Source organism: Hwanghaeella sp. LZ110 (assembly GCF_048892525.1).
GTDB lineage: Bacteria > Pseudomonadota > Alphaproteobacteria > UBA8366 > Aestuariispiraceae > Pacificispira.
On record NZ_JBLZHT010000015.1, the window covers coordinates 1 to 16,389 of the forward strand.

Annotated in this window: 16 protein-coding genes and 3 pseudogenes; 11 read left to right on the forward strand and 8 right to left on the reverse strand. The window is 51.4% G+C overall.

All coding sequences use genetic code 11. The features are described 5' to 3' along the window. The 4 genes and pseudogenes from ACOSDM_RS19595 to ACOSDM_RS19610 form a co-directional block, all read left to right on the forward strand. A partial coding sequence (locus ACOSDM_RS19595) for a hypothetical protein (RefSeq protein WP_420726235.1) occupies positions 1-929 on the forward strand: 929 nt, incomplete at its 5' end. Positions 930-1,387: 458 nt separating this feature from the next. After that, positions 1,388-1,683 (forward strand): annotated as a pseudogene (locus ACOSDM_RS19600) (transposase); the annotation flags it as partial. A 344-nt stretch (positions 1,684-2,027) separates the two neighbouring features. Next, positions 2,028-2,321, forward strand: coding sequence for a helix-turn-helix transcriptional regulator (locus tag ACOSDM_RS19605; protein ID WP_420726236.1), 294 nt, complete (start codon positions 2,028-2,030; stop codon positions 2,319-2,321). Beyond that, complete coding sequence (locus ACOSDM_RS19610; protein WP_420726237.1) at positions 2,311-3,585, forward strand: type II toxin-antitoxin system HipA family toxin; 1,275 nt, start codon at positions 2,311-2,313, stop codon at positions 3,583-3,585. The genes ACOSDM_RS19605 and ACOSDM_RS19610 overlap by 11 nt, the downstream gene beginning before the upstream one ends. Before the next feature lie 196 nt (positions 3,586-3,781). Here the strand turns inward: ACOSDM_RS19610 and ACOSDM_RS19615 are convergent, their stop codons facing one another. Together ACOSDM_RS19615 and ACOSDM_RS19620 are read right to left on the reverse strand one after the other, a co-directional pair. Then, a complete protein-coding gene (locus tag ACOSDM_RS19615; RefSeq protein WP_420726238.1) occupies positions 3,782-4,294 on the reverse strand; it encodes a hypothetical protein in 513 nt (170 codons plus the stop codon). A gap of 168 nt (positions 4,295-4,462) precedes the next feature. After that, the gene (locus tag ACOSDM_RS19620) at positions 4,463-4,900 is read right to left on the reverse strand and encodes a hypothetical protein (protein WP_420726239.1); all 438 of its coding nucleotides are present in this window, start codon (positions 4,898-4,900) and stop codon (positions 4,463-4,465) included. A gap of 25 nt (positions 4,901-4,925) precedes the next feature. Here ACOSDM_RS19620 and ACOSDM_RS19625 point away from each other — a divergent pair. Then, positions 4,926-5,132 (forward strand): annotated as a pseudogene (locus ACOSDM_RS19625) (transposase); the annotation flags it as partial. Between the two features lie 152 nt (positions 5,133-5,284). Here the strand turns inward: ACOSDM_RS19625 and ACOSDM_RS19630 are convergent. After that, positions 5,285-5,476: a DNA-binding protein gene (locus ACOSDM_RS19630; RefSeq protein WP_420726240.1), complete on the reverse strand. Its 192-nt coding sequence runs from the start codon at positions 5,474-5,476 to the stop codon at positions 5,285-5,287. Between the two features lie 114 nt (positions 5,477-5,590). Further along, a pseudogene (locus tag ACOSDM_RS19635) lies at positions 5,591-6,353 on the reverse strand (IS5 family transposase). Between the two features lie 412 nt (positions 6,354-6,765). On the opposite strand from ACOSDM_RS19635, the gene ACOSDM_RS19640 reads away from it, so the two are divergent. From ACOSDM_RS19640 to ACOSDM_RS19665, 6 genes are all read left to right on the forward strand, one after another. Next, entirely contained in the window at positions 6,766-8,037 is a 1,272-nt protein-coding gene (locus ACOSDM_RS19640) for a tyrosine-type recombinase/integrase (RefSeq protein WP_420726241.1), read from the forward strand. Next, a complete protein-coding gene (locus ACOSDM_RS19645) occupies positions 8,034-8,687 on the forward strand; it encodes a hypothetical protein (protein WP_420726242.1) in 654 nt (217 codons plus the stop codon). The genes ACOSDM_RS19640 and ACOSDM_RS19645 overlap by 4 nt, the downstream gene beginning before the upstream one ends. Before the next feature lie 123 nt (positions 8,688-8,810). Next, positions 8,811-8,996: a helix-turn-helix transcriptional regulator gene (locus tag ACOSDM_RS19650; RefSeq protein ID WP_420726243.1), complete on the forward strand. Its 186-nt coding sequence runs from the start codon at positions 8,811-8,813 to the stop codon at positions 8,994-8,996. Positions 8,997-8,998: 2 nt separating this feature from the next. Beyond that, positions 8,999-9,289, forward strand: coding sequence for a CHC2 zinc finger domain-containing protein (locus ACOSDM_RS19655; RefSeq protein WP_420726244.1), 291 nt, complete (start codon positions 8,999-9,001; stop codon positions 9,287-9,289). Continuing rightward, positions 9,289-10,245: a toprim domain-containing protein gene (locus ACOSDM_RS19660; RefSeq protein ID WP_420726245.1), complete on the forward strand. Its 957-nt coding sequence runs from the start codon at positions 9,289-9,291 to the stop codon at positions 10,243-10,245. The genes ACOSDM_RS19655 and ACOSDM_RS19660 overlap by 1 nt, the downstream gene beginning before the upstream one ends. 179 nt (positions 10,246-10,424) lie before the next feature. After that, positions 10,425-12,743 carry a heavy metal translocating P-type ATPase gene (locus ACOSDM_RS19665; RefSeq protein WP_420726246.1) on the forward strand — a complete coding sequence of 773 codons (2,319 nt, stop codon included), beginning with the start codon at positions 10,425-10,427 and terminating at the stop codon, positions 12,741-12,743. Positions 12,744-12,909: 166 nt separating this feature from the next. On the opposite strand, the gene ACOSDM_RS19670 is transcribed toward ACOSDM_RS19665, so the two are convergent. The 4 genes from ACOSDM_RS19670 to ACOSDM_RS19685 form a co-directional block, all read right to left on the reverse strand. Further along, on the reverse strand, positions 12,910-13,614 hold the full coding sequence (locus ACOSDM_RS19670; protein ID WP_420726247.1) for a copper resistance protein B: 705 nt from the start codon (positions 13,612-13,614) through the stop codon (positions 12,910-12,912). 1 nt (position 13,615) lies between these two features. Continuing rightward, a complete protein-coding gene (locus tag ACOSDM_RS19675; RefSeq protein ID WP_420726248.1) occupies positions 13,616-15,331 on the reverse strand; it encodes a copper resistance system multicopper oxidase in 1,716 nt (571 codons plus the stop codon). 31 nt (positions 15,332-15,362) lie between these two features. After that, positions 15,363-15,809: a cupredoxin domain-containing protein gene (locus ACOSDM_RS19680; RefSeq protein ID WP_420726249.1), complete on the reverse strand. Its 447-nt coding sequence runs from the start codon at positions 15,807-15,809 to the stop codon at positions 15,363-15,365. Positions 15,810-15,990: 181 nt separating this feature from the next. Further along, entirely contained in the window at positions 15,991-16,314 is a 324-nt protein-coding gene (locus tag ACOSDM_RS19685; protein ID WP_420726250.1) for a hypothetical protein, read from the reverse strand. Positions 16,315-16,389: the final 75 nt, after the last annotated feature.

Here is a 16,389-nt window from a genome sequence, read left to right on the forward strand (position 1 = left end):
GGGATGCCAATCGCGAATTCTATAATCCGGAATTAACCGCGCGGACCTGGACCGGGAATGAGCATTTCGGCAAGACCTATCTGCCGGGCCACATTACCGGACGCCCCTGGATGTTCCATCCGTTCAAAGAAGACGGCTGTGGCATCATTGCGGGCACCACCAACCATATCGCGCCTTGTGACTGGACCCAATTGGTCGTGGAAAACTCCAAAATCACACAGATCAATGAAGGCGGCGAATTTGGCCGCAAACTGCGCGATGTTATGGAGCAGACCAAGGATATCCAATATCCGACCTTCCCTGACAAAGGTATCATGCATTGGTGGGAAGCATCGATTGGCACCAATCCGCATATCCATCGCCCCCGTAAGGACTTCCCGTCAGGCTTTGTGAATTGCTTGTATGAGCGAGTCCGGTCCGGCGTTATCCATATGGGCTTTGGCACCATCATTTCGTCTATGGCGGAACGGGAAGCAGCCCGTATGGGCCATCTTGTCGGCCATTGGCATCTACACCTCTACTTCCCGACCTATACCTGTGAAATGGCCGGGGATAACGAGAATATCATTGAAAATGGTCGCCTTCAGGCGCTCGACGACCCGGAAATCCGCAAGATCTGCTCGAAATATGGCGATCCGGAAATGTGGATGGATGAAAGCTGGAACCCTGCCGTCCCCGGCATCAACATGGATGGGGATTACTGGGATCACTATGCCAAGGACCCGCTTCACTGGGTGAAGACGGAATTGGAAGTCTGCCGCAACTACCACCCGATGTTTATGAAGATGGTCGGCGCAGACGACAAATATTGCCACGGTGCCGGCGCAGATTGGTGGAAAGGCGGATGCTGTGAACACAGCGGCGTCTCTGCACCCGTCCTGCCTGGAAATTGCTGTTGGCATGACCACGACTGGGAATATGTAACATAATACAGTCTTGTGTGGCGTGTTTGATACCCAGCTCAATATAGCCTGCGCAGGCTATATTGAGGCGGCTTCTACTTGACCTGCGATCTCATCTCATCGAATATTTTCAGGGTAGTGTCAGAGCAATTCGAACCAGTCTCAGCATGTGGTTAAATGATGGAACCTATGTCGAATAAATCTGGCGCCACTCGGCGAGAGCAGCGGCTCGATTAGCCTTCAAATTGTCGCTGCGACATTGTCAGAAGAAACTAGATTGAGGCAATTTGAGTATCCGGATAGCCTCCTTAGATGACAAAATCACCATTCCGTTATTTCAAAGACGTCACCCGAGATCATCCAGTTCGCGGTCATGATGTACGTTCGGTTTCCACATGTCTGACGTCAGCGCCTATGGGACAGATTAGTGGAATTGCATAGGAGAGGATTTCTGGTTCATCGTAATGACCCGAAGGGGAATGAAGATGAGACAGAAATCGCAGACACGACAGACAGGTAGCGACAAGGCCATTAAGGACATTCGCCGGGCGACCCGGAAGCAATATTCTGCTGAAGAAAAGATCCGTATCGTTCTAGACGGCTTGCTTGGCGAAGAATCTATTGCCGAGTTGTGTCGGCGCGAAGGCATCGCCGAGAGCATTTATTACACAAATGGTCAAAGGAGTTTCTTGAAGCTGGCAAGCGCCGACTTGCTGGTGATACAGCGCGTGCAGCCTCCACGGGTGAGGTGACGGCCCTTCGCCGGGAGGCAACTGCTGTTTGTTCAGGGGATGCGTCCCATCCTGGCCGACAAGATACGCTACTTCGACCGCTGGGAATGGCGTTTCTGGGGCAAATGGGACAAGTGGCAGGATTGACCTGCGGATATCAGCAAGGTCGCCCTCTGGGCGGCCCTGTTCTCTTTTAAATGATTGCTGAAACAAACATTTGGGATCTCAAGACGCCATAAATCCACATTACGGCACCTCAAGAAACTATTCTTGTTGAAATGACTGCAAAATACCTATATGGTAGCTTGAGATACCCTAATCATTAAATGCGGAGCCTCAAGCGACCATGGTTGCCCGAAATCCACTCCTGACAGCGCCACCCTATGAGGTGGAAATGTCCCTGAAAACACTTGGTGCTAATCTGCGCACTGCGCGGTTGCGCCGTAATCTGTCACTTCAACAGGTAGCAGAAAAGGTTGGCGTTGGACGGCATGTGGTTTCCTCCGCCGAAAAGGGGAAACCGTCAACAGGTATAGCCATATATGCCGCAATCCTGTGGGCGCTTGGTCTCATCGACCAGCTCTCCGTCGTTGCCGATCCAAATCATGACGAAGAGGGCAAAGCACTTGCTAAACCCCGTGAGCGCGCGCGCGCCGGTACAGCGAAGGGGTTAAGCGATGACTTCTGAGATGGGCCAGTCCGAATGCTTTGTTTACATTACCCTGCCTGGCCAGACAGAGCCCGTAACGGCTGGGCGTTTTGTTCTTACCAAAGACAGGCACGGGGTTTCTGTCGGGCGGTTCATCTATGGCCGTAGCTACAGAGATCGTCCGGATGCGGTAGAACTTGACCCGGCTGAGCTGAAGCTTGCCCCTCGAACCTATGAAACAACAGCAATGGGTGGGGTATTCGGTGCCCTTCGAGATGCAGGGCCTGACTATTGGGGACGACGGGTCATTGAACGCCATGCAGGGCGGGCGCAACTGGGTGAGCTCGACTATCTGCTGCACTCCCCCGATGACCGTGCAGGCGCTCTCGGGTTTGGTATTGGACCGCAACCTCCTGCACCTCGACGAGACTTTAACCAGACACTTGACCTGGGAAAACTGCTGGCCATCGCAGACGCAATCATTAGCGAAGAGGACGTGAGCCCTGATGCGGCAGCAGGCCAGATCGAGGAACTACTGCTCGTCGGCACCTCCATGGGGGGCGCAAGGCCAAAAGCCGTTGTAGAGGATGATGACGGGCTGTGGATCGCAAAATTCAGTCGCCCGGACGACAAATGGAATCAGGCACGGGTTGAACACAGCATGCTTTTACTGGCGCGCGATTGCGGGCTGACGGTATCGACAAGCAGGGTGATCACAATCGGCGGCAGGGATGTATTGCTCGTCAAACGGTTTGATAGAGAGAAAACAGACGCTGGTTATCTGAGGGCTCGGATGATCAGCGGCCTCACGCTGCTTCGTGCAGAGGACAGTCACCGCTCCCGTGACCGCTGGTCATACGTGTTATTGGCAGAGGAACTGCGCCGCACATGCACGGAGCCGAAGAAGCAGGCGAACGAACTCTTTCGCCGCATGTGCTTTAACGCCCTTATTTCGAACACAGATGATCACCCCCGCAACCATGCCATCATTGCCAAGGACAGGGACTGGAAACTCTCTCCTGCCTATGACCTTACGCCTTCGGCACCTGTAAGCCTGGAACAACGCGACCTTGCCCTTACCTGCGGAGATCAGGGGCGCTTTGCCAATATGGAGAATCTGCTGTCCCAGTGTGAACGGTTCCTGCTGAACCGAGAGGAAGCGGAAGCCATCATTGCAGAAATGCAAGAGGCCGTTGGCAAGTCCTGGTACACTGTGATGCGCTCCACAGGGGTAACTGAACGGGACTGCGACCTGCTCAAGGGCGCTTTCGTTTATCCGGGTTTCAGACAAAGCAGACCATAAAAGGTAAACAGCCGAACCAAATCCTTGATGCAGTCATGTCCGCATAAATGTCCGTTTGGCGAGAACCTCAAGAGTCGGAATTTAATACAGTTTATCAAATTAACTTCCGCCAAAAGCTCGATTGAATGTCCGCTTATAACTTCGTCTTTCAGAACAAAAAGAAGCCACCCCGAGGGGTGGCTTCTGACTTGCGCATTTAGAGCAAGCCCTCCGATTTTAAAACATTGATGAGCTTTTCAGCCAGGATAAGACCTTCCTGACGCTTGACGTCATGGAAGTTGTCGTACCTCTGGCCGCACTCTCCGAGAGCCTTTTTCACCGCAACATTCGCAGCGGTAGCTGCTGCGAAGCGGAGTTGAAGCACAGCGCCGACGATGCTCTTGTAACGACCATTAAGGCCGTTGGCTTCTTCATATGCCTGTTTTGCTTCATTACTCGCTTCGACATACTCCTTGCCCATCCACGTCACCTGATTGAAGAGCGACAGCGCCCGTTCAGAGACGAAGATACGAAACGGCTCAAGGGCATCATCGAGGCCCATGTCGCGCGTCAGAAAGAGCAAGGATTGATCGAGCTTGTCCTCCGTCGGAGTAACAAGGTCATAGCGCGTCGACCAGGATTGCCGCTCCCACATTTGCTTGCGGACTTCCTGTTTGGTCGTCCAGCGGTTAACGGGGAGTACATCACGAGGATCAGTGTTTGCATCCATAAGTCTGTACCCGAAAAAATCGGGCTCCCTGGTAAGAGTTGGGGGAAAGACCGAAACGCCGCATGCGTCGCAAAAGAGCGACGGTTTAAGGTCAAGCGGGATGAAGATGTTTCGGTTACAGATGCTTATGTCGCTTTACGAAAACGCTTTACTGACCATCAATGAGGGTCAAAGCCCCAAATCCCGCATGCCACGTTCCCGCTCACGCTGGCGGCGTCGCTCTTCGTGTTTACGCCATGCCCGGTAGAGCTGCTCTTTGCGATCCTCGGCAAGGCGGGCTTTATGGATCATATCGCCGGTTACTCGGTCCAGCGCCTTTGCCCGGGCCTTAATCTTCTCCAGAACCACACCACTTATCCAACCTGCATTCCCACCTGAGCGTTGGAGCGCTTCATAATCTCTGACAGCAAGCTCCATCGCCCGCCTCTGCTGGTCAATGCGGGAAAATGCACCTGCAACTCTGTCCCGTGCGTCACGCCACTGGCGGCGGTGCTTGACTAGCGCCCGATAGGCTTTGTCGGCCTCACGCTTTCCGGTGTGGCCAACAATGTCTTTTTGTATCTCCCCCAGCACGCGTGGGTCCTGCGTGACCATGGCATCGGCCATGTCACTGCCGTGGGTCGCCGAGGCCGGAGCCGCGCCGAACATCCCGTCCAAGCGGCATCGAAAATGGAAGGCCTGCTTCAGTAAGAGATTGTATAAGGAACGCAACAGGGTCGAGCGGTTCTTCAATCGTATCAAACACTTCCGACGCATCGCGACACGATATGAAAAACACGCCGCTAACTACCTCGCCATGCTTAAACTCGCCGCCATCCAAATCTGGCTCAGAAGTTAATGAGTCTATGGCCTAGAAGCCGAACCGGCAGATCAGGAGTTCGATGAAGATGAGGAGTACCAGAGGGAGATAGCCGAAGCCAAAAAGAGAGCGGAAGATCGGCGGCAGGCGAAGCGTGGAGACCCGCCCGAACCACCGTCTTTCGATTGAGGTTACTGACGTTGCTCTTCGAGCCACTGCTCGAAGACGCTACGATCAACAAAAATGCGCCCACCTATTTTGATGAGGCATTTGTGGAAGCCATTGGCTTTTGCGTTAAAGATCCACCATCTGATCATCGATTCAGATAGTGCGGGGTTAAATTTCACCAGTTGTGAAATGCTGAGTACGTTTTGAAAGTTCATTCATAACAGTCTCCTTTATTCTCCACATAATTATTTTGGGAAGCGTAGAGACGTATTTCAATAATATCCCAATTTTCCGCCATTTTCATACTACTGATGAGCTAGGGTCAGGACTCATTGAATCCACCATATAACGATTACAGCGATTGTTATGGCGACCATAAAGATGTCTGCACGGCGATCATACCTAGTTGCGATACGTCGCCAATCCTTCATTTTTCCGAACATGTTTCCGACCTTATGGCGTTGTTTATACGTGACCTTGCAGAATGACGCAGGAGCATTTCTGCCTTTTCTGGGAGGGATGCAGGGGATGATGCCCTTGGCCTGCAGGGCTGCGCGGTACTCGTCGCTGTTATACCCCTTGTTTGCGATCAAGATTGCGCCCTCTCGGTCGGGCAGCGTGGGATACAGGATCTTCGCGCCAATATGATCGGATACTTGTCCTGCTGTCAGGCACATCAGCAACGGACGGCCTTCGCCATCGCACACAGCATGCAGTTTCGTGTTTAACCCGCCTTTTGTACGCCCGATGTGGCGGGAAAGTACCCCCCTTTTAGGAGGCTCGACGCCGTGCGGTGAGCCTTCAGATGTGTCGCGTCGAGCATCAGCATATTGGGTGGCCCATCCGCTGAAGCCAAGTTACTGAAAATCCGATCAAACACTCCCAAAACTGTCCACCGTCGAAAGCGGTTATACAGCGTCTTGTGTGGGCCATAGCCCGGTGGGGCATCTTTCCATTGTAGACCATGCTTCAGAACATAGATGATCCCGGAGATAACCCGGCGATCATCCACACGCGCAACACCGTGCGACTTCGGAAAAAGGGCTCAATCTTCGACATTTGATCGGCAGAGAGAAGAAACATATCCGTCATGGCAAACTCCTTTGCCACGGTGAATCACTATTCGCTCATCAATGCAAATTAATAGGTCCTGAGCCTAGGCAGACCGTTGGAACGTGTTGGGCATTTTTGGGAGCAATTACTCCCAAATTACTCCCAAACGCAAAAATGCCCCGCTCCGAAGAGCGAGACTTTTTGATTTAGTCAGTGATTTCAGTGTCTTATTTGGTTGCGGGGGTAGGGTTTGAACCTACGACCTTCAGGTTATGAGCCAAACAGGCTATTGGTTAACGTATCATACGCTATCATATTAAATTGTTATTTTATATAGCTTTATGCGTCATTTTCGTTTAACGATGATCTCTCAAGATTCGGTAAAATGACGCAAATAGGTAGCCCCATGGTAGCCCCAAACGACACAGTGAACTTCACGAAGGCCCTTTTGATGGGTGTCCCCCTCCCCGCCAAAGGAGATCGCTTCTCCTTTAAGGACAGCCGTGTGAAGGGGCTTATTTTGCGAGTGACGGCGAATGGTCAGAAGACCTTTCAGCTCTATCAGAAACACCAGGGGCGACCCGTGCGAGTGACCTTGGGCACCTTCCCCGATATGACTATTGAGAATGCGCGTCGGGAGGCCACAAAAGCCAAAGGGGCATTAGCAGGGGGAGAGAACCCCAATGTCGCTAAGAACCGCATGCGCCAAGAGATCACGCTGAAAGAGCTCTTTGCGTCCTATATGGAGCGTTACAGCAAACTTGAGAAAAAGTCGTGGCGTTATGATGAACGGGAGATCAATAAGTTCCTGTCCCATTGGTTTAATCGCAAAATCTCGGATATCAGCAAATACGAGATTAAATCCCTGCATATCAGCATGAGAGAGAAGAACGGGCTCTATCAGGCGAACCGAATGCTTGAGCGCATCCGGGCGATGTTCAACAAGGCAATTGAATGGGGGTGGGAGGGCGTCAATCCGACCCAAGGGATCAAGAAGTTCAAAGAACAGTCGCGGGACCGCTATATCCTCCCCAATGAAATGCCCCTGCTTCTGGAAGCCGTGGACGAAGAGCATAACGAAGTGGCGCGGGATTATATCCTGATATCGCTGTTTACCGGCGCACGTAAAACCAACGTCCTTGAAATGCGATGGGAACAGATTGATTGGCACAACAAGACGTGGCGCATTCCCGATACCAAGAATGGGGAGCCGGTGCTGGTAACTTTGGCCCCAGAAGCAGAAGCAATCCTGGAGCGTCGCCTAAAGGCGTCCCCTGGCAGTCCTTGGGTCTTCACCAGTGAGGCCAGCAAGACCGGGCACCTAAACGATCCTAAGAAGGCCTGGATACGGGTTAAGCAACGCGCAACGCTTAAAGCATGGTCAGACGACCCAAGACTAGCGGCGGTGATCCAGAGGGCCTCAGAGACTCTCCCAGACGATCATGACGTGGGGACACTCTATGCAAAGGTTGAAGCCGACTGTGACAAGCTGGGATTAGAGCTCCCGACCAGCTTAATGGATATCCGCCTCCACGATATCCGGCGCACCTTTGGCAGCTATCAGGCGATTGCCGGGGCAAGTCTTCAGGTGATCGGAAAATCCCTTGGGCATAAGTCACAGCAATCGACTCAGGTATATGCTCGTCTGCACAATGATCCGATACGGGCGTCGGTTAATTCGGCGACTGCCACGATGCTAAGCTTAGGGAAAATGCACAAATGAATTTACGGGATACGCGCAAACCATACGAACTGTCAGAGGGCGAACTTCAGACCCTCATAGCGAAGTTTGAGAAGATTACTGATACTAAGTTTGATAAGGCTTTCGCGGATCAGGTGAATAACTTCATTGGTATCTTCCGCGAGAAAATCTTGATCGAAAGAGATGCGATAAAGAACAAAAAAATAAAACGCCAACTCACTCAGTTTGAAAACGCACTGGAAAAAGTCTCCACCTTGCAAAGTGACAAAATAAGCGACAATGCCCGCATGGCAATAATCGCCAAACTTCCAGACATGTTCGAGACTTACATTGATGCAAACGACTCTATCGAAACACTACGACAAGCCTGCACCGACGCAATTGACAGTTTAGGTCAGTCTGAGAAATCGACACAATATTCACTCACAAACCTGAAACCCATCCTGGCAACCGAGCTTGCTCGGGAACTCAGTAAATGCGGGGTCGAAATCACGGCCTACCGGGAAGGAACGTTCGGGAAATGTCTTGAGGCGTTTCTCAAAGCCATCAAAGGGGAGGCTGGCGGTGAGAAATTCAACATCTCAATACGTGAAGACTTATTCCCCATCATCAAACAGGCCAAAGACGACTACGCCACAACTGAGCGTTTTGTCCTTCTTAAAATTAGGTGAGATTTTTGGGCAAAAAGTTGTCCCCAATTTGGAACCTATTTGATTAACGCCAATCACTAGAGGTTGCCCTGAAGCCATTGAGCGCTGTGTTCGTGGCAGTAAATCTAACTGGGGTAATTTCAAATGACACAACGACTCTTAACCAAAGAAGACGTATCTAAGATTCTGGGCGTCACTGTCGGGACGCTTGCCGTATGGCGTGCGACGAAACGCTATAACCTTCCCTATGTGAAATCGGGCCGGTTGGTCAGGTATCGGGAAGCGGATGTGCAAGCCTTCATCAACTCTCGCATTTATGGGGAGGGTTGATCATGACGAACCCAGCCGAAACTCTAAAGCGGTCCCTCTCCCCGGAACGCTATTACACGAAAACGCTGAAAGGCTGTTTCGGAAAGCCGACCAGACAGGGCTGGCATATGTGGGAGGGGCTTTGCCCCTTCCACGCCGACACCCGCCCTGGCTCCTTTGTCGTGAACAAGGCGACAGGGGCGTTCAAGTGCTTCTCTTGCGGCGAACAAGGGGGCGATATCATCACCTTCCATATGAAAGCCAATCATGTTGGCTTCCTTGGGGCTCTTAAAGAGCTGAAGGGAGGCCTGTGATGCGCCCGGTCAAGCGATGGGACTATAAAACACGGGATGGGGAAGCCATTGGCTATGTCGTACGTATGGAGGGGGAAATTTCCCCTACGTATGGAAAAGCTGAAAAGCAGATCATCCCCTACTTCCGTACGGACGGGAAACCGGGTATCCCAGACGACCACTCTACCCATCTCCGTATATACGGGCTGGATTATATCACCGATTTCGCAGAACCGATCTACATTGTAGAGGGAGAGAAATGTGCCGCTGCCCTGCACGGGCTAGACCTTCAAGCTGTGACAAGTCTCGGGGGAAGCTGTCAGGCAGTTAAGGCCGATTGGTCAACTCTAAGGGATGCAAGCCATATCTACATACTGCCAGACAATGACGAGCCTGGAATGCGCTATGCCAAGGCAGTCTATGACCAGGTGAGACACTTCCCATTTTTGCATGAGATCAAGTTGGTGCAATTCCCTATGTATGAGAAAGGGGACGTCTGCGATTTTCTGGCATCCCGTGACGGGATGGAGAGTTGGGATGGGCTATCCCCTATAGAGGGCGTTTCCTTAGGGGATATTTCCTTAGGCTCCGTTTCCTTAGGAATTGATCCCTTAAGAAACGACCCTTTAGACGACCCTTCCTTAGAGACGGCATTTCTAAGGCACGCAGATGCCTTAGAGAATGATTCCTTAGGGTCGACCCTAAGTATGGAGTTTGAACGATACAGGGATATAAACGCCGCTCCCATCCCTAACGATTGGCTCTTCCAGACAACAAAGACCCAGTATCACTTGATCACTGTGAACGACTTCACCCGTATGGAGCTGCCAAAGCGGGAGATGCTTCGTGCGCCTTGGATGCCTGAAGGGTCGATCAGTATGGTTTTTGCAGATCGGGGAATCGGCAAAACGTTCTTCTGTCTGTCCTGTGTTACTGCCCTACACGGACTAGGCCTTCATGCCTGGACAAGGCTTTGAAGAAGCAGTTATGCAGATAAAGTCAATTGGTACGTCCTGTAGTATGTCGAACATCAAGAACAACATAAATTAGTGCGCAATACATAATTTCAGCCAAACCATTTTTGTCATTATTTAACTTGACCTTCCAGTAACCGGAGGCCTCAACGTCTTCAAGGTACACGAACTAGGAGGCAATTATGAAAAGTAATATGATTGAAAATATTGAACATGATCCGGTCTGCGGTATGAAGGTCGACTTAAGCAATGACAATCCAACCGCCGAACATAAGGGGCATAATTACTATTTCTGCTCAAACCGATGCAGGGAGAAATTTATAGGTGCACCTGATGAGTACCTAGGAAACAAAGTCAGAGAAGAAACTATGCCAGAGGGAACCGTCTATACCTGCCCAATGCACCCGGAAATAGAGCAAATTGGCCCCGGCACCTGCCCAAAATGTGGCATGGCACTTGAGCCCAAGGGGCTTCCCTCAAAAGACGAAGGCCCAAACCCAGAGTTAGTTGATTTCAAAAGGCGTTTTGCCGTTGGTGCAGTGCTCACGGTGCCTCTTCTCATCCTAACAATGGGGCCAATGGTAGGTTTACCCGTGCGGGACTGGATTGGAGAACGCATTGTTTTGTGGATCGAGTTGTTACTAGGAACACCCGTCATCCTTTGGTCTGGCTGGCCGTTTCTTGTACGAGGCTGGCAGTCATTCCGAACTATGAACCTAAATATGTTCTCGCTGATCGGCATGGGGGTTTCTTCGGCATTCCTCTTTAGTGTTGTTGCCGTCCTAGCCCCGAGTATATTCCCAGCGGGTTTTCGGGATTCTAACGGGCATGTTGGTGTCTATTTTGAAGCCGGAGCGGTGATCGTTGTTCTTGTACTTTTAGGTCAAATCCTTGAACTCGGAGCACGTGAACGCACTGGTGCCGCGATCCGCGCCCTACTAGATCTCGCCGCCAAAACCGCACGCGTCATTCGCCCCGACGGAACGGAAGAGGAAGTCGCGGTTGAAGATGTCCAGGTAGGAGATAAACTCCGTGTTAGGCCGGGTGAGAAAGTCGCCGTTGACGGTGAAATACTGGAAGGTCGTTCATCAATTGATGAGTCGATGATTTCTGGTGAACCAGTGCCCGTCGAAAAGATTGCCGGTGACCCGGTGACTGGCGCAACCATCAACGGCACAGGAAGTCTGATCATTGAAGCCAAGCGCGTCGGCAAGGATACCATGCTGTCACAGATCGTCGATATGGTCGCATCGGCCCAGCGTTCACGTGCGCCAATTCAAAAGCTGGCAGACAGCGTTGCCGGGTATTTTGTGCCGGTGGTTATCGGCGTCTCTGTCTTAGCTTTCATTGCTTGGTCAATTTGGGGACCATCACCGGTTTTCGCCTATGCGCTGGTCTCGGCCATCGCAGTGTTAATTATCGCCTGTCCCTGTGCGCTGGGTCTGGCAACACCTGTGTCGATCATGACTGCAACTGGACGCGGGGCACAGGCTGGCGTCCTGATCAAGAACGCTGAGGCGCTGGAGCAGTTCGCCAAAATTGATACCTTAATTGTCGACAAGACAGGTACGTTAACAGAAGGGAAGCCCAAACTGGTCGCCGTGATCGCACAGCCAAATCATAGCGAAGAAGAAGTACTGCGTCTGGCAGCGAGCCTAGAACGCGGTTCCGAACATCCACTGGCGGAAGCGATTATCTCTGGTGCTAGGGAACGCGGCATTGCACTTGCCGACGCAACTGATTTTGAAGCCGTCACGGGTAAGGGCGTTAAAGGAACTGTGGACGATCAGTCGATCGCCCTTGGGAATGCCAGATTGGTTGAAGACCTAGGTCTTAACCCTGGAGCTTTGTCTGAAACAGCAGATGCGCGGCGTGACGAGGGAGAAACGGTAATGTTCATTATCGTCGGCAACCAGATCGCGGGCTTAGTCAGTGTTGCCGATCCGGTCAAAAATACAACACCGGATGCTCTTAAGGAACTACACGCGCTGGGACTCAATATCATCATGGCCACTGGCGATAATGAGCGCACGGCGAAAGCAGTCGCAGCGCGCCTCGGGATTGACGAGATAAGGGCCGATGTGCTGCCTGCCGACAAGGCGAGGATCATAAAGGAATTGCAAGAACAGGGTAGAAAGGTAGCGATGGCGGGGGACGGCGTTAACGATGCACCCGCTCTGGCGCAGGCGGACGTTGGAATTGCTATGGGTACTGGCGCTGACGTCGCCATTGATAGCGCAGGAATTACGCTGGTGAAGGGTGATTTAGGCGGTATTGTTAGAGCGCGGCGTTTGTCCGTGGCAACGATGCGTAACATCAAACAAAATCTATTCTTTGCGCTCGTCTACAACGCCGCCGGCGTGCCAATCGCAGCAGGTGTGCTTTATCCATTCCTCGGATTACTGATCTCACCCATGTTCGCTGCTGCGGCCATGAGTCTCTCGTCTGTTTCAGTGATTGGCAACGCGTTACGGTTACGAACCGTCCGCATTCAAGGATAATTTAGGATAAGAAAGTATCCGTTGGAAAATAAATGTTGAAGCTCTGGAATGGCGTTCCGCCGTTCCCCACCCTAAGGAACGGAACGACGGAACGCGCATTCTTTCATAAAGTTTGAGTCAGAGTTTCACACTCATATGGGCACAATCAGTGCAACTCTTTGCTCCGCTAAAAGATGACACGAACTCCTGTCACCAGATAGGTTGCTTGATTACCCTCTCCTTCGGCACTCCGTAATTTGGCAGACTCACCCAGGGTTCGTTCGTGGTGAATGCCAATGTAAGGCGACAGAAGCCTATCAACGAGATCGTAGCTGAGGCGCGCTCCCACTTCGACCTTTGGTCCCCACGCACCGATGGCACGGGCGCGGTCATCGTTGAACGGAAGGTTTACCTCGATGCTTGGGGTAAGGATTATGCGATTGGTGAGCAGTCCTTCATAGTCAATGGCCAGCCGCGCAGCGGGATATTCCGATAGGAATAAATCTGCTTCCACATCAAACCATTGTTTTGATAACCCCTTTATGCCGATAACTCCAGAAAGCCTGTCTGGTCCTTTTGGGGTTTCTGCTCGCACACCAGCAACCGCGTCAAAGAAAGTGCTGATGGGCGTCTGAAGGAGCAACTGGTTCTCCAAGGTCTCAAAGGCATCTGCCTGTGTCTCAAACTCCCCTTCGCTGCGCCAGACGAATTTCAACTCGTCTGACCCAACAAAGGCTTCTGTGTCCCAGGCAAATAGGTTTTTAGGGCCTTTGCCCAATCGATATTCCAAGTTCTCGGCTTTGACGCCCCAAACAAGCGGTTCAGCCGCCGCGGTGAAACTAGCCAGACACAGAGATGAAAAAGTAAGGGCGGTGAGTGCTATCCATCTCATCCTATTGTCCTCCATTTGGGAGGGTTAGAGCGGCCGATTGTTTGCCTGGCCCACCTTCGACAATAACCTTCCTAAACATGCCGCTGTCGGCATGGTAGGATAGATGACAATGGAACGCCCATTGACCGGGAGCATCGACCTCCGTCTCCATATACAGAGTTGTCCCTGGCGCAACACTAACCACGTGTTTGATCGGATCAAACTTGCCTTGCCCATTGTCGAGAATGGACCACATACCGTGCAAATGCATGGGGTGGGTCATCATCGTCTCATTGACGAATTTGAAACGCACCCGCTCTCCATATTGCAAACGGATAGGATCAGAATCGCTATACTTGATCCCATTCAACGACCAGATATAGCGCTCCATATTTCCAGTCAGCCGTATTTCAATTTCTCTTGTCGCTTCCCGATCATCGTAAAGAGGCTTCTGAGCCTTTAAATCCGCGTAGGACAGAAACTTCCCACCACTGGCGGCTTGCGGGGTCAGACCACTCCCTGGTGCATAGTAAGGATCTGCCATTTCACCCATGCCACTCATCACAGTGCCATCAGGCATGGTGTGAGTGCCGCCCGCCATAGAACTGTGATCCATACCCGCCATGGCGCTGTGATCCATGCCTGACATAGCACTATGATCCATGCCCTCCATATCGTGGGACATGCCCATATCTGCCATTGTCAGTAACGGTGCCGCACGCATCTCAGGAACAGCAGCTTCCATCCCCTCCTGAGGTGCAAGTGTAGCTCTTGCAAAGGCCGTTCGGCCCATTGACTCAGCGAATATCGTATAGGCCTGCGCTTCTTTGGGGCGCACGATCACATCGTAGGTTTCCGCAACGGCAATGCGAAACTCGTCAACTTTAACTGGCTGCACGTTGTTGCCGTCTGCCTGAACCACCAAAAGGTCCAGACCTGGAATTCGGATGTCATAATATGTCATGGCAGACGAATTGATGAATCGTAGTCGAATACGCTCGCCTGGCTCAAACAGGCCCGTCCAGTTCTGGTTTGGCCCTTTGCCATTTATCAAGGGTGTAAAGCCTTGCACGTCTTCAATGTCCGTTGGCATCATTCGCATATCGCCCCAATCGGCGCGGTCTGAGAGGGCAGCGTCTAGTCCTTTGCTCTCCGAGTCATCCAGAAAATCGAATAGCGTACGTTGCTTCCGATTGTAATAGTCCGGCATCATTTTAAGGTTACGCATGATACGATTGCCAGACTGTGGATGAGCGTCTGTCAATTGAATCACGTATTCCCGATCAAACCGAAAGGGCTCTCTCCCCGTCGGTTCGATAATAATGGCACCATAAGCCCCATCTGGTTCCTGAAAACCACTATGGCTGTGGAACCAGTAGGTGCCAGACTGCACGATTGGGAAATTATACGTGAACGTTTCTCCAGGCTTGATACCGTCATAACTGATGCCCGGCACACCATCTTGTTGAAACGGCAGGATTAACCCATGCCAATGGATCGAGGTTTTCTCAGAAAGATTGTTCGTCACTTTAATTGTGACGTCCTCCCCTTCTTTAAATCGGAGTACAGGCCCTGGAGAAGCCCCATTGTACCCAATCCCTTGTTTCGTGAAATCACCCGTATCAATCGTTACCGGGTCAACGGTTAGGCTGTATTCAGCGGCCAAACCGATATTTGGCAGTGAAAAGGATAGTAGTATCCCGATCACACTGCCGCGCAGTGTTTGAGAATATGTCATAGCAATTTCCTCTATTGGGAGGGTGAAACCCTTAGTGTGAAAGCTCGATTGGCCCCATCATGCCGGAGTCATAGTGACCCGGAATGTTGCAGGCGAATTCAAGTTCCGCATGGTCGGGGAACTGCCAGACAAGCTCTGCAGTTTTACCCGCTTCCAATAGAATGCTGTTGGGCTCTTCATGCATACCATGGCCCATAGAGGCCTGCATCGCTTTCGCTGCTTCCCAATCGATCATACCGCCCTTAATAACACCATGGTCCATCATCATTGCCATTTCGGACCCATGAGAGGCATGCATTGCAGCGGTACCAATGTTGAATTCATGCACAAATTCACCCGCATTCTTAATCACGAAACGGACTGTTTCACCTTCTTTCACGGAAATTTCTTCCGGTTCATAGAAGTTATCGTGCATCACGATTTCAATGGTGCGCGTAATCTTTTCAGGGTCGCCTGCGCGACCAGTTTCACCCATCATGCCATTGTGAGTCCCTGACGCGACTGCGGGTACACCAAACAGCAGTATCCCTAAGGAAAGGACACAAGCAAAGATTGACTGAGAGTCGATGGTTTTCATTGTATTTCCTCGAATGTTGGTAATCGCCATTTATGGATCGCAACGGTACGGCGATCCGATTTACGTTTTAAATAAATGGGATTCACGCTCGAGGAGGGGGTATATCCATATCTATATACATACCGACCAAACGGTCATCTGCAAACAAAGCTGACATACGCCCTTTCTCAACAGGTGCAGAGTGGCAAGAAATCTCGGGAAGTGTTGTTACCGCGCAATGGCCGACAGCAAATAGACAATTTCCTGCACTATCAACACAGGGAGTCTCTCCAGTCATATCCATTGATTCATGATCCATAGCGTCTGAAGCAATAGACGCCATAGCATCAAAGATGCGATTATCCGCAAATGACGGAACGGCCAGAACCGAACCAGCCAATAAACAAAGAGCAACAACAATCCGCATCGTTTTCATACGCTAATAAATAACAACCGACTGGCTAATGTCAATGATATCCAAGGTTATGTCCTTATTATCAGA